Origin of the sequence: Variovorax fucosicus (genome assembly GCF_030316825.1) — a bacterium.
GTDB lineage: Bacteria > Pseudomonadota > Gammaproteobacteria > Burkholderiales > Burkholderiaceae_C > Variovorax > Variovorax fucosicus.
The window spans coordinates 2,125,722-2,142,211 of record NZ_JASZYU010000001.1; the positions used below are offsets into that span (position 1 = coordinate 2,125,722).

The 16,490-nt window shown below is 66.0% G+C and carries 19 protein-coding genes; 12 read left to right on the top strand and 7 right to left on the bottom strand.

Going from position 1 to position 16,490, the window contains the following annotated elements:
• Positions 1-33: 33 nt before the first annotated feature.
• The 5 genes from QTI05_RS10145 to QTI05_RS10165 all read left to right on the top strand — a co-directional run bounded on the left by QTI05_RS10145 (position 34) and on the right by QTI05_RS10165 (position 4,676).
• Positions 34-678, top strand: a complete 645-nt coding sequence (locus tag QTI05_RS10145; RefSeq protein WP_286624244.1) for a glutathione S-transferase family protein — start codon at positions 34-36, stop codon at positions 676-678.
• 12 nt (positions 679-690) lie between these two features.
• Positions 691-1,584, top strand: a complete 894-nt coding sequence (locus tag QTI05_RS10150) for a DMT family transporter (protein ID WP_286624245.1) — start codon at positions 691-693, stop codon at positions 1,582-1,584.
• A gap of 154 nt (positions 1,585-1,738) precedes the next feature.
• On the top strand, positions 1,739-3,394 hold the full coding sequence (locus QTI05_RS10155) for an amidohydrolase family protein (RefSeq protein WP_286624247.1): 1,656 nt from the start codon (positions 1,739-1,741) through the stop codon (positions 3,392-3,394).
• Between the two features lie 13 nt (positions 3,395-3,407).
• Positions 3,408-4,271, top strand: coding sequence for a uracil-DNA glycosylase family protein (locus QTI05_RS10160; RefSeq protein ID WP_286624249.1), 864 nt, complete (start codon positions 3,408-3,410; stop codon positions 4,269-4,271).
• 114 nt (positions 4,272-4,385) lie between these two features.
• Positions 4,386-4,676, top strand: a complete 291-nt coding sequence (locus QTI05_RS10165; RefSeq protein WP_286624250.1) for a hypothetical protein — start codon at positions 4,386-4,388, stop codon at positions 4,674-4,676.
• Between the two features lie 71 nt (positions 4,677-4,747).
• On the opposite strand, the gene QTI05_RS10170 is transcribed toward QTI05_RS10165, so the two are convergent.
• Entirely contained in the window at positions 4,748-5,620 is an 873-nt protein-coding gene (locus QTI05_RS10170; RefSeq protein WP_286624251.1) for an alpha/beta hydrolase, read from the bottom strand.
• A gap of 17 nt (positions 5,621-5,637) precedes the next feature.
• Positions 5,638-6,450 carry an alpha/beta hydrolase gene (locus tag QTI05_RS10175; protein WP_286624253.1) on the bottom strand — a complete coding sequence of 271 codons (813 nt, stop codon included), beginning with the start codon at positions 6,448-6,450 and terminating at the stop codon, positions 5,638-5,640.
• A gap of 366 nt (positions 6,451-6,816) precedes the next feature.
• Between QTI05_RS10175 and QTI05_RS10180 the strand changes: the two genes are divergently transcribed.
• Positions 6,817-7,167, top strand: coding sequence for a hypothetical protein (locus QTI05_RS10180; protein ID WP_286540308.1), 351 nt, complete (start codon positions 6,817-6,819; stop codon positions 7,165-7,167).
• A gap of 4 nt (positions 7,168-7,171) precedes the next feature.
• Here the strand turns inward: QTI05_RS10180 and QTI05_RS10185 are convergent, their stop codons facing one another.
• The 4 genes from QTI05_RS10185 to QTI05_RS10200 form a co-directional block, all read right to left on the bottom strand.
• Positions 7,172-7,546 carry a hypothetical protein gene (locus QTI05_RS10185; RefSeq protein ID WP_286540307.1) on the bottom strand — a complete coding sequence of 125 codons (375 nt, stop codon included), beginning with the start codon at positions 7,544-7,546 and terminating at the stop codon, positions 7,172-7,174.
• A gap of 105 nt (positions 7,547-7,651) precedes the next feature.
• The gene (locus QTI05_RS10190; RefSeq protein ID WP_286540306.1) at positions 7,652-7,972 is read right to left on the bottom strand and encodes a low molecular weight protein tyrosine phosphatase family protein; all 321 of its coding nucleotides are present in this window, start codon (positions 7,970-7,972) and stop codon (positions 7,652-7,654) included.
• A gap of 113 nt (positions 7,973-8,085) precedes the next feature.
• A complete protein-coding gene (locus tag QTI05_RS10195; RefSeq protein WP_286540305.1) occupies positions 8,086-8,388 on the bottom strand; it encodes a DUF6678 family protein in 303 nt (100 codons plus the stop codon).
• A gap of 22 nt (positions 8,389-8,410) precedes the next feature.
• Positions 8,411-8,893 carry a GNAT family N-acetyltransferase gene (locus tag QTI05_RS10200; RefSeq protein ID WP_286657806.1) on the bottom strand — a complete coding sequence of 161 codons (483 nt, stop codon included), beginning with the start codon at positions 8,891-8,893 and terminating at the stop codon, positions 8,411-8,413.
• Positions 8,894-9,051: 158 nt separating this feature from the next.
• On the opposite strand from QTI05_RS10200, the gene QTI05_RS10205 reads away from it, so the two are divergent.
• Both QTI05_RS10205 and QTI05_RS10210 read left to right on the top strand, forming a co-directional pair.
• Entirely contained in the window at positions 9,052-10,266 is a 1,215-nt protein-coding gene (locus tag QTI05_RS10205; protein ID WP_286624259.1) for a M20 aminoacylase family protein, read from the top strand.
• 11 nt (positions 10,267-10,277) lie between these two features.
• Complete coding sequence (locus QTI05_RS10210; protein WP_286624657.1) at positions 10,278-11,255, top strand: tripartite tricarboxylate transporter substrate binding protein; 978 nt, start codon at positions 10,278-10,280, stop codon at positions 11,253-11,255.
• Positions 11,256-11,265: 10 nt separating this feature from the next.
• On the opposite strand, the gene glgX is transcribed toward QTI05_RS10210, so the two are convergent.
• Entirely contained in the window at positions 11,266-13,410 is a 2,145-nt protein-coding gene (glgX, locus tag QTI05_RS10215; RefSeq protein ID WP_286624261.1) for a glycogen debranching protein GlgX, read from the bottom strand.
• A 239-nt stretch (positions 13,411-13,649) separates the two neighbouring features.
• Between glgX and QTI05_RS10220 the strand changes: the two genes are divergently transcribed.
• From QTI05_RS10220 to QTI05_RS10235, 4 genes are read left to right on the top strand one after another with little or no spacing between them, the layout of a single operon-like run.
• Positions 13,650-14,351 carry a helix-turn-helix domain-containing protein gene (locus QTI05_RS10220; RefSeq protein ID WP_286624263.1) on the top strand — a complete coding sequence of 234 codons (702 nt, stop codon included), beginning with the start codon at positions 13,650-13,652 and terminating at the stop codon, positions 14,349-14,351.
• The gene (locus QTI05_RS10225) at positions 14,348-15,106 is read left to right on the top strand and encodes an ABC transporter substrate-binding protein (protein ID WP_286540300.1); all 759 of its coding nucleotides are present in this window, start codon (positions 14,348-14,350) and stop codon (positions 15,104-15,106) included. The genes QTI05_RS10220 and QTI05_RS10225 overlap by 4 nt, the downstream gene beginning before the upstream one ends.
• A gap of 5 nt (positions 15,107-15,111) precedes the next feature.
• The gene (locus tag QTI05_RS10230; RefSeq protein ID WP_286624264.1) at positions 15,112-15,762 is read left to right on the top strand and encodes an amino acid ABC transporter permease; all 651 of its coding nucleotides are present in this window, start codon (positions 15,112-15,114) and stop codon (positions 15,760-15,762) included.
• Positions 15,759-16,490 (top strand): amino acid ABC transporter ATP-binding protein, encoded by a 732-nt coding sequence (locus QTI05_RS10235; RefSeq protein ID WP_286540298.1) that lies wholly within the window; start codon positions 15,759-15,761, stop codon positions 16,488-16,490. Before QTI05_RS10230 ends, QTI05_RS10235 begins: the two co-directional genes overlap by 4 nt.

Genomic DNA, 16,490 nt, shown 5'->3' on the forward strand with positions numbered 1-16,490 from the left:
CGCAGCAGGCAGCTTCAACGAAGAAACGTCACCGTGCTCAAGCTCTACGGCTTTTCGAAGGTCAACGCTGGCGCGCGCGGCCACACGCGCGACCTGCGCGTGCTGTGGGCGCTCGAAGAGATGCAGCTGCCATTCGAGCTGGCCGGCATGGACCACCCCGCGCACGACCTGAACACCGAAGCCTATCGCCGGCTCAGCCCTTTCGAACAGATCCCGTCCATCGACGACGACGGGTTGGTGGTGTCGGAATCCGCCGCCATCCTCGTCTACCTGGCGAAGAAGTCCGGCCGCCTGATCCCCGGCGACCGCGCCGGCGAGGCGCAGGTGGTGCGCTGGTGTTTCGCCGCGATGAACACGGTCGAGATGCCGCTGCTCAGTCTGATCGTGCTCGACTGGACGGCGGATGGCAGCTGCGGCAAGCACCGCGAGTTCCTGGTCGGCTGGGCGAATCGGATGCTGACGAACCTGGAGCGCTGGTTCGCTGACCGCGAGTTCGTCGCGACAAAGGACTTCACCGTCGCCGACATCCTGATGGCGCACGTGCTTTCCTCGGGCATCAAGGACGAGGGATTGATCGCGCCATATCCGGGCGTCGCGTCGTATCGGGATCGGTGCCTGGCCCGACCCGCGTGGAAGCGGACCATCGAGGCGTACTGCGCGCGGGTCGAGGCGGGATAGGCTTCGCCTCCGATGCAAACCCTCACCCGACTGCAGCTCGCCCTGCTCGTTCCGCTGACATTGGTCTGGGGCCTCAACTGGCCGGTCATGAAGCTGGGCGTTACCGGCTATCCGCCGCTGACCTTTCGGGCGATCTCGATCTGGCTGGGCGTCCCGATCCTTGGCCTGGCACTGGTCGCGATGAAAGTGCCGTTTCGCATCGCGCGCAAGAACTGGCCCGAGTTGCTATGGCTCAGCGCCACCAACATGTTCATCTGGCATGCCTGCATCATCCTGGCAGTGAATGCGTTGTCGAGCGGTCGCGCGGCCATCCTCGGCTACAGCATGCCGGTCTTCTCGGCGGTGATCGGCGCGCTGCTGTTCTCCACGGCACTCTCCAGGCGCGGCTGGCTGGGTGTCAGCGCGGCCGCCGCCGGCGTCGCGCTGCTGTTGTGGCACGAGTTCACCGATCTTGCGGGACGGCCCGGCTATGTCGCGCTGGCGCTCTTCGCCGCTTGTACCTGGGCGCTTGGCACGCAGCTGTTGCGCCGCACCCGGATCGAGGTTCCAACCCTCACGATCTCGTTCTGGATGACGACGCTCACGGCCACCGTGATGACGGTACTGGCGCTGCTGTTCGAGCGGCCGCTGAGCCTGCCGGGCAGCGCGACCTGGGGCGCTATCGCCTACAACGCCATCCTGATTTTCGGTTTCGCGCATGCCGCCTGGTTCTATCTCGCACGCGGCCTTCCGCCCATCGCGTCGTCGCTCAGCGTCATGCTCATCCCCGTGCTTGGCGTTTTCAGCGGCGCGGTGTGGCTCGGCGAGGCCGTGCATTGGCAGGACTGGGCAGCCGTCGTGCTGATGGTCGTGGCCATTGCGTCCGTGCTGTGGCCCGCGCGTCAGACCCGCATGGAGGCACCCTGAAGATCAACCCGTTTGACGAGGGCCAACTGCTCAGGCGTACGTTTGGATCGATCGGGCTTCGGACATATCACCTCTGCCTGATGCGCATCAACCCGCGGCACGTCACGATGCGCGTCGGGGAGTTTGAGGTGGGGTGCGAACTGGAGGAGTAATCATGGCCACCCGGAAACCCATCGATCCGGCGGACAGCCCGAGAGTGGTGCTCGAAGGCCGCGTCGTCACGATGAACGGCAACGCCAAGGTGATCGCGAACGGCCGCGTCTACACGCAGAACGGAGACATCGTCGCCGTGCAGGAGGCGACAGCGCCCGCGCCCGCGGGCTTCGGCAACACGCCGGTGACGGAGACCGGCGGCACGATCTACCCCGGCCTCATCGACCTGCACAACCACATGCCCTACAACGTGCTGCCGCTGTGGCAGGTGCCCAAGAAGTTCGGCAACCGCGGCCAGTGGGGCCGCCACGCCGAGTACCACAGCAAGATCTCCGCGCCGATGCAGACGCTCGCGGCCACGCCCGAGCTGCTGGCGTCCATCTGCCGCTACGTCGAGGCCAAGGCGCTGATCGGCGGCACCACCACCGGCCAGGGCATCACGCTGGCGAACCAGTCGGGAATCCGGCGCTACTTCCGCGGCGTGGTGCGCAACGTCGAGGCCACCGACGACGAAGCCGCGCTGCCCGCGGCCTCGACGCGCGTGCCCGACGTGGCGGCCAAGGACGCGCAGACGTTCCTCACGCGCCTCAAGAAGGAAAAGACCTGCTACCTCCTGCACCTGTCCGAAGGCACCGACGCGACCGCGCGCCGCGCCTTCCAGTCGCTGCAGATCGGGGGCGCCAGCTGGGCGATCACGCCCTCGCTTTGCGGCATCCACGCGGCGGCGCTGCAGGCGCCGGACTTCCAGGTGCTGGCGGCCAACGGCGGCAGCATGGTGTGGTCGCCCTTCAGCAACATGCTGCTGTACGGCGGCACCGCCGACATCGCCGCGGCCAAGGCGGCCGGCGTGCCGATATCGCTTGGCTGCGACTGGGCGCCCTCGGGCAGCCGCAACCTGCTCAACGAGCTCAAGGTCGCGCACATTCTCAGCGAGGCCAACGGGGCGATCTTCACGCCGCGAGAACTGGTCGCGATGGTCACGCGCGCGTCGGCCGGGCTGCTCGGCTGGGAGCGCGTGGTCGGCTCCGTCGAGGTGGGCAAGCGTGCCGACCTCATCGTGGTCGAGGGCGCCGCGGGCGACCCTTACCAGCAGCTCATCCGCGCCAAGGAGTCGGACCTCGCGCTCGTGATGATCAACGGGGTCGGCCGCTTCGGCGACGCGGCGCTGATGCGCAAGCTGGGCTTCGCGGGCGAGACGCTCAAAGTCGGCGGCACCAACCGCATGCTGTTCCTCGCGCACCCGGCCGAAGACCCGCTGACGAAGGATCTCACGCTCTCTGGCGCAAGCGATCGCCTGACCCGCGCGCTGCGCGGTCTGCCCGCGCTCGCACGCAAGGCCGAGCGCCCGCGGCCGATCTCACTGATGGCGATGGCGCGTGCCGGCGCCAACACCTGGCGGCTCGCGCTCGACGAGATCCTCGACACCGGCGTCGAGATGCGCGCCAACCTGCCGGTGCGCGTGCCCGGCGGCCGCACGCTGCGGGCCGCGGCGATGCGGCCGGTGTTCGCGGAAACGAAGAAGCTCTCGGCCGTCGTCATGCCGCTCGCGATCGATGCGCTGACCGTCGTCGACGATGCCGGCTACCTCGACGCCCTGGACGCGCAAAGGAACGTCCCCGACACGATCAAGGAGGGGCTGCGCGACCTCTGGTCGTGAACGCCGCCGCACCATGGCCCTCCTGCGCGACGCATTGAACGACTTCACCGTCAACTGGCGCAACGACCTCACGCCCGCCTGGCGCACGGCGCTCGCCGGCGCCAGCCCCAACCCGACCGCGGTCGGCGGCACGCTGACCTACGACGACCTGCAACCGATCTACCCGGCGCGACGCGACCAGCCGCTGCCCGGCGCGCGGCCCGATGCCCACGTGTTCCGCGCCTTCGACGGCCTCGCGCCCGCCAAGGTGCGCTGCGTGCTGATCGGCCAGGATCCCTACCCCGCGCTGAGCCGCGCGACCGGCCGCTCCTTCGAGCAGGGCGACATCGACGCCTGGGGCCTGCCCGCGGCGTCGGTCGCCAACAGCCTGCGCGTGCTGCTGCGCATGTTGGTGGCGGCGCGCACCAACGACCCGGCCGTGTTGATGATGAGCTGGACCACGTTCGTTCGCCACATCGCAACGCCCGCGGTCGCGCTCGAATCGCCGCGCGCCCTCTTCGATCGGCTGCAGCAAACGCAGGGCGTGCTCTTCCTCAATGCCGGGCTCACCATCACGCGCTACAAATCGGGCGGCGCACCGGAACAGACGCGCGGCCACATCCCCTTCTGGCGGCCGGTGGTCGGCCAGGTGCTGCGATCGATGGCAACGCGCACGAGCGGCCAGGTGGTTTTCCTGTGCCTCGGCGGATTTGCACAGAAGCTGCTCGCGAGCGAAGGCGTGAAGCTGGCGGCCACCCAGGCAGGCACCTGGGAAACGCGCGCCGGCGAGGTTGCGCTGCCGCACCCGGTGGCCCCAGGCTTCAGCAACGGGCCGAATCCGTTCGCAGCGGTCAACGCGAAGCTGGCGGCCTTCGGAGCGGCGCCGATCGCCTGGTAGCGCGCCTGAAGCGCCGGCCGACAACACGAATGCACCGTTGCTGACAGCGGCGGCCTGCCCCTGGTGCATATCCTGCTCACGACGCGGGTACGCCATTTGCTCAAGGAGCCAGTCATGCTCACCACCGACCAGAAAGAGACCATCCTTCGCCGGGCGGGCATTGCCATCCCGGGGGTTCCGGCGCCTGGCGTGGCTGCCCAGCTTCAGCAAGCCGATGGCCGGTTCCTCGTGAAGGGCAGCTTGCAGGCCGACGGCCGCGCCAGTGCCGCCGAGCAGCGAGCGCGCGCCATCGATGCCCTGTTCGCCGACTACTCGGCGCGCCGCGCGGCCAAGAGCCTGGATGATGCCGATGCGGCACGGCGCACCGGCGGATTCGGCATCGGCTGGGGTGGGCCGGTCGCCTGAGCGCCGGCTTGCGGGCCGTATCCACGTCTGCCGTACACGCGCAGATCGGACCGGCGCAGCGCTCACTATTCCTAGTTCAGGAGTCTGACCATCGCGTCTTCGAACGCCAGCACGTCCGTTCCCACATGGGTCGCCGAGAACTCGGTTTCTATGAGCGTCAGTCCCGCATAGCCCCTGGCCGCCATGCGCTGGTACATCTCCTTCACATCCACCTGATTGCAGTTGCTGGCGCAGTGCGCGAGTATCAAAGTGACGGGGAGGGGCCTGCCGGCCAGCGCATCGAACATCTTCTGTTCCAGCTCGTAGTTCTGGGCCTTCTGCTGCCAGAAGGCGGCCTCGATGGAAATGAAGTACGAGAAGACCAGGTTGTCCGGCGCCTCGAGGAAGAGGGCGGTGGCCGCCAGGTTGCCGCTGGTCGACAGGCCCGTGAGCATCCGCTTCTTCGGGTCCGTCCGGTACTTCGATTCGATGAAGGGAATCAGATCCTTCGTGAGGAAGTCGTGGTACGCATAGGCACCCGGAAAGTTGTAGTCCTCCTGCCGCCGCGCGCTGCCACCGATGCCGATGAGCAGGGCCTTCGTGCCGCGCTTGAGCAGAATGTTCTGGAGGTTGCCGAACCGCGTGTTGGGCAGCCCGTTGGTCGCATCTCCGTCGAGTGCGTAGATGGAGGGGAATGCATCGGTGCTGCTGTCATAGGCAGCGGGGATGAAGATCTCGACCACGTAAGAGATGCCGGTTGCCTTTGCCCGGACGGTCTCCGTCACCACACGGCCGGTCGGCGAGGGCGCAGGCTGGGCAGCAGGCGCGCTGCCGGTCAGCGGCACGATCGCGATGCCGCCTCCGCCGCCCCCACCTCCGCCCCCGCCACCACAGGCGGACATCGCCGCGAGGATCAAGCCGCTGCCGAATACCGCGAGCGCGCGGCGAAACCCTGCGAGTCCCATGTCGATTCCTCGTTTTTTTATCTGGCGAGCGTCCAGGCAGCGATTTGCTGGACGACTTCGCGTTCAAGCCCATTGAAGCCGTGGAATGCCCTGGCCTCGCATGGATCGCCTTTGTTGTCTCCGCCGGTGAAGGCCAACAACTCCTTCCGCGGCGAGTTTGACAGCTTCGCCATGAGTGCGGGCACCTCGGCAAACGCGCAGAGGGCGCAGCCATCCTGCTCGTGGTGCACGACGAGAACCGGGATCCGGATCTTTTCCAGCGGCATGGCCGGCACGGCGCGGCTGCGCCCGTCAACAAGAATGGTCGAGCTCAAGACAATGCCGTCCGGCCCTTCTGGTCCGGAAAGCTCGGTGGCGACGTAGGCCGCGGACTGCGTGCCGCGGCTGGTGCCCACAAGCCATACGGGCGCCTTGGATTGCTCCCGCATCCATGCAATGACCGCCTTGATGTCCGCCGCATGCTCGCGCGTCTGACGAAAGCCGCCGAGGTAGGGCGGACTCTGCCGATCGGACGGGGCATCGATGACCGCAACCATGAGCCCCTGCTCTGCAAACAAGTCCCGTGTGCGAACGAGGAAGTTTCCGGCGCCCCAATTGAATGAGCCATTGGGGAAGATCTGCAGGCCCCCGTGCCCGCCCGCAAAGAGCACCACGGCCGCCTTGGGCGTTGGAGGTGACAGCACGAGCATTCGCTGCGTCACCCCCGGCCGGGTGGGAATGTCCACCACCCGCTGGGTGGTCTGTGCCCGCACCGGAGAAACCAGTGCAATCAGAAAGAAAAACAGAAAGAGAAAGGCCGCAGTCCAGGTTTTCGTTGCGTTGCGGCGCATCGGCGATCCCGTGGCGGGCCTACCTGGGAGCCGCGGTGGTCGCTGGCCACTCCCAATTCGACGAAACCGCGTCGGTCGGCAAGGCCAGAATCAGTGCGAGCGCCGAAGCGAGGCACACGATGACGATGACGAGATATTGGGACATGGCTGCAAGTTTCGGGTGACATGGCGCCTCGTCTTGTCAGCCACCGGCTACACATTTGAGTAAATGCAACGAGCCAGTAAGAACAAGGTATCCAGTTGACGCCTCTGCCTTGCTGCCGACGTCGAATTGGCCTTGTTGCCGACATCGTCTTCGGTCACTCTGGTCGATACCGGTACCGGAGACAACAGGGAGTCTGAGCACGCCACCCTGGATTACTCACCATGACAATCGCCAACAGAATCAGCGGCGCCACGATCCGGCTGAGCTGGACCGAAGGCCCGACCAAAGGTCAGACGCACGAGCATGTGTTTCACAAGAACGGCACTGTCGAATGGCACGCCGTCGGCGCGACGCAGAAACCGGCAAACGACGTCAAGCCCAGGAAGGCGCCAGAGAAGGTGCCCTACTTCGCAACCCAGATGACCAAGGATGTCGGTGTGTTCTCGTACAAATCAGGCGCCGACTTCACGCTGACTGCGGTGCTCAATTTCGCGGATCACGCCGTAGTTGGCTTTGCCTCGGGCGGCAAAGACTGGTTCCCCGTGGCGGGCATCTTTCAAGTCGTCACCTAGGCCGTCAGGCGAAGGGCGGCAGTCCATTGCCGCCCGACCTGGCGGCCACGGCTTGCAGTTCGGGAACAAAAGTCAGGAGCCGGCGAGTGAGCCAATACAGGTGAACTGCATCGATCGGGTCGGGCAACCTGAGCGTGTCGAGCAACCGTTGTAGGCGATCCCCCAAGTCCAGAGCGCTCAATGGTTCAAGGACGCTCGCCAGGCCGGCTCGTACCCGCTCGTCCACGAGATCGTGCTCGTCCAGACTGTGCCAGATGGCGAGCACGGCGCGCTCGCACAACTCGGCATCCGATGGCGGCGCCATTGCGTCCGCGTAGCTCAATGAGCTGGAGGGCGTGTCGCGTTTGTCTCTTTGTAAGAAGCCCGCTGGTGAAGGCATGGATCGCTCCTTCTTCTCGACAGCCAAGATACGCCGCTCGGAAGCGAATGGCAATCCTCAATACCGGTGACTTTCGAATTCCGGGTTGCCCGATCCGGGCCGCGACTAACGCAGATGCTGACCCACCTTCTGCTGCAGCAGCGTGACGAGTTCAGGCTGCATGAACTGATACCGGTCAGGAACATCCAGGCACACGACCTTTTTCCCCTGCAAAGACGCCGTGAACCTCTGCTTGAGCTTGACCCGATGCTGCCTCTCCATCACGAATATGAGGTCCGCCCACTCAACCTGTTCGACGCTCAGCACGCAGTCTGCGTCGGGCGCGAGGCCCGCGGAGTCCGTCTCGATGTCAGGCCCCGCGAACAGGCTCTCCGCGGTGGGGCTGCGAAGCCTGTTCCTGCTGCAGATGAAGAGGACATGACGCATGGGTGGTGGCTAAACGAGGATAGGTTGAACCGGAATTTTGGCAGCGGCTTGATGACCGTTCGCTCCTGGCCGAAGCTGTGTGCAAACCGCTTCGGCCGAAACCCGTGCCCGACTCAAAGGTACTCAACTGGAGTGCCGAGCGGCACGTAGCCGAATACCTTGAACCCTGTGTCGCTCGCAGCGCCAGGAACGTGCACCGAGCGAAGCACCTTCAGAACAGCCTCGCGCTGAACCGAAGAGATCACGGCGATTTCAACCCATTCGTCCTCCGCGTGGCTTCCATAGAAATGATGAAACCACTCGCCATCCCATTCGCTCAAGCGTTGGCTTCGCAGGTTGCGCACGCGAAACTTTGGCGACAGTTTCCCGAGCCCGTGCATGCCAAGTCGAAGCTCTTCCCACTTGGTATTGTTCATGACGGGGGTCATAACGGCAGGGTCATGCGACCAGCAGTCCCAACACGTACTCGTCCACGTAGTGTGATTCGTCTGCCCGCTTGTAGAAATCGCGCAGAGTGCCTTCGTGTACGAACCCGAGCTTTTCATAGAAGCGCAGTGCGTGCGTGTTGTCGCTCTCGGCGTACAGCTCGATGCGCCTGATGCCGTCGGCCTTGAGTCGCTCGATCGCATCGGTGAGCATGGCATGCCCCACCCCTTGCCCGTGGCGGCGTGGGTCTACCGCCAGGGTTCCAAGCAAGGCGACATGCCGCACCCGGCCTGGGTAGCGGGTCGCCTTGTAGAAGCCGGCGATTGAGCCGTCGGCTTCCCACACATAGAAGCAACCGCTGTCGACGAGCTCCTTGTAGATGCCTTCGAACGCGCCGAGCAACATGGGCTCGTAGGTGAGGAAGGGCACTACCTTCTCGTGCGCGTAGATTGAGAACACTGCCTCGATGTCCTGAGGCTTGGCAAGTCGGCGCATTCGAGGAATCCTGGGGCTGGAAGAAACGAACGGCGCGAGTGTACCGAGCGGACGGCCGCTCTTGGCGCAAGGCTTGGCGAGCCGCCGCATGACAGCCTTCGCAGTCCGCTGCAGAATCGTCCGCTTCGCCCGCCTCGTCCTTCTTCCGACTCCCGCGCATGAACCTCCTCGACGCTTTCGCCACCCAGGCCACCCGCTTCACCGACATCCGCCGCGACATCCACGCGCATCCCGAGCTCGGCTTCGAGGAGCATCGCACTTCCGAGAAAGTTGCGGCGCTGCTCGCTGAGTGGGGCATCGAGGTGCACCGCGGCATCGCGGGCACGGGGCTGGTGGGGGTGCTGCGCAAGGGCACGGGCACGCGCACCATCGGGCTGCGGGCCGACATGGACGCGCTGCCGCTCAACGAGGCCAACGAGTTCGCGCACAAGTCCACGCACGCGGGCCGCATGCACGCCTGCGGGCATGACGGCCACACCACCATGCTGCTGGCGGCGGCCTGGCATCTGTCGCAACAGGGGCTGAAAGATGATTTCGATGGCACGGTGCACTTCATCTTTCAGCCGGCCGAAGAGATGGGCAAGGCGGGCGCGAAGAAGATGATCCAGGACGGCTTGTTCGAGCGCTTTCCGTGCGACGCGGTGTTCGCGCTGCACAACTTTCCGGTGGGCGAAGTAGGGCGCTTTGCACTCAACGAGGGCGCGCTGATGGCGTCGAGCAACACCTGGAAGATCACGCTGCGCGGCCGCGGCACGCATGCTTCGATGCCGCACACGGGCATCGACCCGGTGGCCGCGGTGGTCACGCTGGCGCAGCAGTTGCAGACCATCGTGCCGCGCACCATCGCCAGCACCGAGCGTGCGCTGCTGGCCGTGACGCAGCTGCAGGGCTCCGACGCGCCCAACGTGATTCCCGACGTTGCCACGGTCGGTGGCACGGTGCGCACCTTTTCAATCGACGCACTGGACAAGATCGAAGAGCGCCTGCGCACGGTGGCCCGGGGCGTGGCGGAGGCGCATGGCTGCACGGCCGAGGTGAGCTTCGTGCGCGCTTCGCCGCCGGTGGTCAACCATCTCGCCGAGGCGCGCTTTGCCGCGGGCGTGATGCGCGAGGTGGTGGGCGACGACATGGTCACCGACGATTTCCCCGCGGTCATGGGCGCCGAAGACTTTGCGCACATGCTGATGGCGCGGCCGGGCTGCTACGCATTCCTTGGCAATGGCGACGGCGACCACCGGCTCGACGGCCACGGGCCCGGGCCTTGCATCATCCACAACACCTCGTTCGACTTCAACGACGAGATCATCCCGATCGGCGCCAGCTACTTCGTGAAGCTGGTGCAACGGTGGATGCCTGCCGCAGGAACTCCATGAACCCCATGAACATGACCACCACCACCGCGCTTCTTCTGGCCCGACGTTCCCTCATCGCATTGGCCATGGCGGCCACGCTGCCTGCTGCGTTCGCGCAGCAGCAGCGCGTGATCCACATCGTCGTGCCCTTCGGCACCGGCGCCGTGCAGGACACGGTGGCACGCGCCTTCAATGCCGAGCTGGGCACCGCGCTCGGCGCCACCACGGTGGTGGAGAACCGCGCAGGGGCGGGCGGCACGGTGGGCTCGGCCATCGTGGCCAAGGCGCCGGCCGACGGCAATACGCTGGTCCTGGCCGCGGCCAGCCACCACATTGGCGGCCACCTCTACAGCAAGCTCAGCTACGACCCGCTGAAAGACTTCGTCGGCGTCGCCAACATCGGCAATGCGGGCTATGCGCTCGCGGTGGCCAGCGGCATGAATGTGGCCACCACGGCCGACTTCATCAAGGAGGTCAAGGCCAACCCCGGCAAGTACAACTACGCCTCGGCCGGCAACGGCAGCGCCACGCACCTGGCAATGGCATCGTTTCTCGCGAAGGCCGGCCTGCAGATGACGCACATCCCGACCAAGTCGACCGGCGAGGCAGTCAACGAAGTGCTGGCCGGCCGCGTGCAGGCGGTGATCTCGTCGAGCATCGGCGTCATCGGCTTCCAGAACGACGCACGCCTGAAGCTGCTGGCCACCACCGGCCAGAAGCGCAGCCCGTTCCTGCCCAATCTGCCAACCGTGGCCGAAAGCGGCCTGCCGGGCTACGCCTTCGACTCGTGGATCGGCCTGCTCGCGCCGGCCGCCACGCCGAAGGCCGAGGTCGACAAGCTCAACGCGGCTGTCAACAAGGTGCTGGCCGACCCGGCGATCCAGGAGCGCTTCGTGCGGCTCGGCGTAGAGCCACGCACCCAGACGCCGGCCGAGTTCCAACAGCTGCTGCGCAGCGACTGGGACGCGATGGGCTTGGTGGTGAAGGCCTCGGGCGCGAAGGTCGACTGAGGCGAGGCCGTCATGTCGTCGATCTGAAAACAAGCAGGGAACGGCCGGTCACGGTGTAGTGATGGCCGGGCTTGAAGGCGTCTTCGGCCTGCGCCTCGAGCGCGGTGTCGACCACGCGTGTCCACACCTTGCCGCGGCTCTTGCCGCGCGGCGGCAGCTTGAAGTCGATCGCGCCTTCCCACGCATTGAACACCAGCAGCACGCTGGCGTCGGCCGCGGGCTGCGGCAGTGACGAACCGGGCGCGGTGCCTTCCAGCAGCAGGCCGAAGCAGCGGGTCTGCGGATCCTGCCAGTGCGCATGGTCCATCTCGGCACCGTCGGGCGCGAGCCAGGTCGCGTCTTTCACCTGCGCGGCCGCGCTGAACTGGCCCGTGAGAAAGCGGTTGCGGCGCAGCACCGGCAGCGTTCTGCGCAGGTGGGTGATGTGCTGCACGAACTGCGTGAGCGCATGGCCGCGCGCCTCGCCGGCCTTCTGCCAGTCGACCCAGCTGATGTCGTCGTCCTGGCAGTAGGCGTTGTTGTTGCCCTGCTGCGTGCGGCCGAACTCGTCGCCCGCCAGCAGCATCGGCGTGCCCTGCGACAGCAGCAGCGTGGCCAGCAGGTTGCGCTGCTGGCGTGCACGCAGCGCCAGTATGTCTTCGTCGTCGGTCGGGCCTTCGACGCCGCAGTTCCAGCTGCGGTTGTCCGAATGGCCGTCGCGGTTGTCTTCGCCGTTGGCCTCGTTGTGCTTGTCGTTGTAGCTCACCGTGTCGGCCAGCGTGAAGCCGTCGTGCGCGGTAACGAAGTTGACGCTGGCCCACGGCCGGCGGCCGCGGTTGTTGAAGCGGTCGCTGCTGGCGGTGAGGCATTGCGCCAGCGCCGGTGCCATGGCCTCGTCGCCCTTCCAGAAGGCGCGCACGGTGTCGCGGAACTGGTCGTTCCACTCGGCCCAACCGGGCGGAAAGCCGCCCACCTGGTAGCCGCCGGGGCCGATGTCCCAGGGCTCGGCGATCAGCTTCACGCTGGAGAGCACCGGATCCTGCCGGCAGCTCTTGAGGAAGCCGCCGCCTTCGTCGAAGCCGTGTGGCTCGCGCGCCAGGATGGTGGCCAGGTCGAAGCGGAAGCCGTCCACGCGCATCTCGGTCACCCAGTAGCGCAGGCTGTCGGTCACCATCTGCAGCACGCGCGGGTGGCTCAGGTTGACGGTGTTGCCGGTGCCGGTGTCATTGATGTAATAGCGCTTGCCCAGCCCGTCTTCGCCGGGCGGCATCAGGCGGTAGTAGCTCGCGTTGTCGATGCCCTTGAACGACAGCGTCGGGCCCATCTCGTTGCCTTCGGGCGTGTGGTTGTAGACCACGTCCATGATCACTTCGAGCCCGTGGGCATGAAAGCGGTCGACCATGTACTTGAACTCGTCGATGTTCGGGCCGTCCATGTAGCGCTGGTCGAGCGCAAAGAAGCCGATGGTGTCGTAGCCCCAGAAGTTGGTGAGGCCCTTGTCGGTGAGAAAAGGCTGGTTCAGGAACATCTGCACCGGCAGCAGCTCGACGCTGGTCACGCCCAGCGCGCGGATCGGGCCGATAACCTCGTCGCGTGCCAGCCCGGCGAAGGTGCCGCGAAAGTGCTCGGGCACGCCCGGGTGCTTCATGGTGAAGCCGCGCACGTGCGTCTCGTAGAACACGGTCTGGTTCCAGGGCACGCGCACGTCGGTCTGTTTCCACTCAAAGCGCGAGTCGACCACCACGCACTTGGGCATGAAGGGCGCGCTGTCGCGCTCGTCGAAGCTCAGGTCGCCATCCGGATGGCCGACGGTGTAGCCGAACACCTCGGGGCCCCACTTGAGCTCGCCCATGTGCGCTTTGGCATAGGGGTCGAGCAGCAGCTTGTGGTGGTTGAAGCGGTGGCCCCTCTCGGGGTCGTAGGGGCCGTGCACCCGCAGGCCGTAGCGCGTGCCGGGCAGCAGGCCGGGCACAAAGCCGTGCCACACCTCGTCGGTGTACTCGGGCAGCGTGACGCAAGCGGTTTCGGTGGTGCCGGCGTCGTCGTACAGGCACACCTGCACCTTGGTGGCATGCGCAGAGAACACCGCGAAATTGACCCCGCGGCCGGTGTAGGTGGCGCCAAGCGGGTGCGGGGCGCCTTCTTCGAGCGCGTGGGGATGCGGGGTGTCTGACATGGACTTTCCGGACAAAAAGCAGGACTTTGCGCCATCCGGGTTACAGCCGCCACGTATGGCCTGCCGAACCTGCCGTAGGCCAACACCACCGCAAGGCCCATGCCGGGGGGCTGCAACCCGCGCAGGGCGTCTACACGTTTGTCCGGATGGGAAAGCAGTCGGCAGCGACTACATTGGCTCGGGAATTGCATGTGAAATATTCACAAGCGTAAAAGTTTCACGCCGATGCCCCATTCTCCATGAACAGCCGCCAACCTTTGCCAGCCGAGCCCGCCGATGCACCTGAAAGGGTTCCAGCGCACCACATTCACTCGGTCATCGATCTCTGGCTGGGTGAGCAGTTGCGCCGGCGCCGCAAGGCACTGGGGCGGCCGCTGCAGCAGGTGGCGCTGGCCTGCGGCATCTCGGTGAGCCTGCTGAGCCAGATCGAACGCGGGCTGCGCTCGATTTCGATGCGCACGCTCGAGGCGCTGGCAAGCGAGCTGCAGCTGCCGATGGAAACGCTGGTGCGCAACACCAGGCATGCCGACACCCAGGGCGAGGTCGACGGCGCCGTGGTGCGCGCAGGCGCGCACCGCCGCATCGACCTGGGCGACAAGGGCATCCACAAGGAAAACCTGACGCCGCCGGCCGCGACCGGCCGGGTCGAGATGTACCGCGCCGTGATCGAATCCGGCGGCTCGACCGGCGACGAGCTCTTTTTCACGCACAAGGGCGAGCAGGTCGGCTACGTCATCGAGGGCCAGCTCGAGCTCTTCATCGAAGACCGGCTGCTCAAGTTGCAGGCCGGCGACAGCTTTTGCTACGACGGTAGCACGCCCCGCCGCTGGCGCAACCCCGGCACCACGCTCACCACGGTGCTGTGGGCCATCACGCGCGCACCGCTCTCCGCATCCGCATCTCTCCCTCCACCGCCCACCCGAAAAGGAAAAACCCCATGAAACTCGCTGCACTTGCCGCCTCGCTGCTGGCCACGCTCGCCTTGTCGATGACGGCGCCGGCCTCGGCCCAGACCGTGCTGAAGGTCGGCTCCACGCCGACCGGCAGCCCCTTCACCTTTCTCGACACCAAGACCAACTCGATCGACGGCGTGATGGCCGACATCGTCAAGGCGGTCGGCAAGGAGGCCGGCTTCGGCGTGCAGATCGAGCCGATGCAGTTCTCCACGCTGATCAGCTCGCTCACCACCAAGCGCATCGACCTGATCTCGGCCGCGATGTTCATCACGCCGGTGCGCCAGGAGGTGGTCGACTTCTCGCAGCCGATCTACAGCTACGGCGAGGGCGTGGTGGTGCCGGTGGCGGACAAGACCGGGTACGTCGCCATGGCCGACCTGAAGGGCAAGCGCGTCGGCGTGCAGGTCGGCACGGCCTTCGTCGACCCGCTGCAAAAGAGCGGCCTTTTCACCGAGGTGAAGCTGTACGACACCACCGCCGACCTGATGCGCGACGCCAATGCCGGGCGCATCGACGCGGGTTTTCTGGACTCACCGATCGCCGCCTTCGCCATCTCGCGCGGGCTGTTCCCCAACCTGCGCATGGCAACGACCTTCAAGCCGACCATGGTCAACAGCATCGGCATCGCGACACGCAAGGGTGACACCGAGACGATGGGCAAGGTCAACGCCGCGCTCACCAAGCTCAAGGCCGACGGCACCATCGACGGCATCCTGAAGAAGTGGGGCCTGGCTTCCTGATCGCCATGGTCGAATTCCTCGCTCGCGTTCGCGAATACTTTCCGATCCTGCTGCAGGGTGCCTGGCTCACCATCCTGGTGACGCTGGGCTCGCTGGCGCTCTCGACCGTGCTGGGCATGGTGTGGGCCGTCATGCGCGTGTCGGGCATCCCGCTGCTCGCCAACTTCGCGGCGGGGGTGATCAACCTGCTGCGCGGCATCCCGATCATCGTGCTGCTGTTCTTCCTGTACTTCGTGATGCCCGACTTCGGCATTGCGCTGACGGCATTGCAGGCGGGCATCCTCGGGCTTGGCATTGCCTATTCGGCCTACCAGGCCGAGAACTTCCGCGCCGGCATCGAAGCGGTCGACCACGGCCAGGTCGAGGCCGCGCGGGCGATGGGCATGAGCTGGCCGCTGATGATGCGCCGCGTTGTGCTGCCGCAGGCCGTGAAGATCGTGCTGCCGCCCTACGGCAACATCATGATCATGATGCTCAAGGACTCGTCGCAGGCCTCGACCATCACGGTTGCAGAGCTGGCGCTGCAGGGCAAGCTGATCGCCACCTCCACCTTCCAGAACGCCACCGTGTTCTCGCTGGTGGCGCTGATGTACCTGGTGATGTGCGTGCCGCTGATCCTGCTAGTGCGGCATCTCGAGAAGCGGAACAAGACATGATCGAAATCCGTGGCCTGCAAAAGTTCTTCGGCACCCACCATGTGCTCAAGGGCGTCGACGCGTCGGTCGCCAAAGGCGAGGTGGTCTGCATCATTGGCCCCTCGGGCTCGGGCAAGTCGACCATCCTGCGCTGCATCAACGGGCTCGAAAGCTACAGCGGCGGCAGCATCGACATCGACGGCGTGCACGTCGACAACCGCGCGCCGACCATCAAGCTGATCCGCACCGAGGTCGCGATGGTGTTCCAGCGCTTCAACCTGTTCCCGCACCGCACGGTGCTCGAGAACGTCGTCGAAGGGCCGATCTTCGTCAAGGGCGAGGCGCGCGGGACCGCCACCGAGCGCGCGAAAGAGCTGCTGGCCAGCGTCGGCCTGGCCGACAAGGTCAACGCGCATCCCTCGCAGCTGTCGGGTGGCCAGCAGCAGCGCGTGGCCATCGCCCGCGCGCTGGCGATGCAGCCCAAGGCGATCCTGTTCGACGAGCCGACTTCCGCGCTCGATCCCGAGCTGGTGGGCGACGTGCTGGAGGCCATGCGCAAGTTGGCCGAAGCCGGCATGACGATGGTCGTCGTCACGCACGAGATGCAGTTCGCGCGCGAGGTGGCCGACCGCGTGCTGTTCATCGACGGCGGCGTGGTGGCCGAGCAGGGGCCTTCGGCCGAACTGCTCGGCAACCCTCAACACCCGCGCACGCAGGATTTCCTGCGGCGTGTTCTCCACCCGATGTGA

Coding starts and splice junctions, on each gene's coding strand:
- QTI05_RS10155 (WP_286624247.1), top strand. CDS start 1,739: ATGGCCACCCGGAAACCCATCGATCCGGCGGACAGCCCGAGAGTGGTG.
- QTI05_RS10165 (WP_286624250.1), top strand. CDS start 4,386: ATGCTCACCACCGACCAGAAAGAGACCATCCTTCGCCGGGCGGGCATT.
- QTI05_RS10210 (WP_286624657.1), top strand. CDS start 10,278: ATGACCACCACCACCGCGCTTCTTCTGGCCCGACGTTCCCTCATCGCA.
- glgX (WP_286624261.1), bottom strand. CDS start 13,410: ATGTCAGACACCCCGCATCCCCACGCGCTCGAAGAAGGCGCCCCGCAC.
- QTI05_RS10150 (WP_286624245.1), top strand. CDS start 691: ATGCAAACCCTCACCCGACTGCAGCTCGCCCTGCTCGTTCCGCTGACA.
- QTI05_RS10175 (WP_286624253.1), bottom strand. CDS start 6,450: ATGCGCCGCAACGCAACGAAAACCTGGACTGCGGCCTTTCTCTTTCTG.
- QTI05_RS10235 (WP_286540298.1), top strand. CDS start 15,759: ATGATCGAAATCCGTGGCCTGCAAAAGTTCTTCGGCACCCACCATGTG.
- QTI05_RS10230 (WP_286624264.1), top strand. CDS start 15,112: ATGGTCGAATTCCTCGCTCGCGTTCGCGAATACTTTCCGATCCTGCTG.
- QTI05_RS10220 (WP_286624263.1), top strand. CDS start 13,650: ATGAACAGCCGCCAACCTTTGCCAGCCGAGCCCGCCGATGCACCTGAA.
- QTI05_RS10200 (WP_286657806.1), bottom strand. CDS start 8,893: ATGCGCCGACTTGCCAAGCCTCAGGACATCGAGGCAGTGTTCTCAATC.
- QTI05_RS10205 (WP_286624259.1), top strand. CDS start 9,052: ATGAACCTCCTCGACGCTTTCGCCACCCAGGCCACCCGCTTCACCGAC.
- QTI05_RS10195 (WP_286540305.1), bottom strand. CDS start 8,388: ATGAACAATACCAAGTGGGAAGAGCTTCGACTTGGCATGCACGGGCTC.
- QTI05_RS10190 (WP_286540306.1), bottom strand. CDS start 7,972: ATGCGTCATGTCCTCTTCATCTGCAGCAGGAACAGGCTTCGCAGCCCC.
- QTI05_RS10185 (WP_286540307.1), bottom strand. CDS start 7,546: ATGCCTTCACCAGCGGGCTTCTTACAAAGAGACAAACGCGACACGCCC.
- QTI05_RS10225 (WP_286540300.1), top strand. CDS start 14,348: ATGAAACTCGCTGCACTTGCCGCCTCGCTGCTGGCCACGCTCGCCTTG.
- QTI05_RS10170 (WP_286624251.1), bottom strand. CDS start 5,620: ATGGGACTCGCAGGGTTTCGCCGCGCGCTCGCGGTATTCGGCAGCGGC.
- QTI05_RS10160 (WP_286624249.1), top strand. CDS start 3,408: ATGGCCCTCCTGCGCGACGCATTGAACGACTTCACCGTCAACTGGCGC.
- QTI05_RS10180 (WP_286540308.1), top strand. CDS start 6,817: ATGACAATCGCCAACAGAATCAGCGGCGCCACGATCCGGCTGAGCTGG.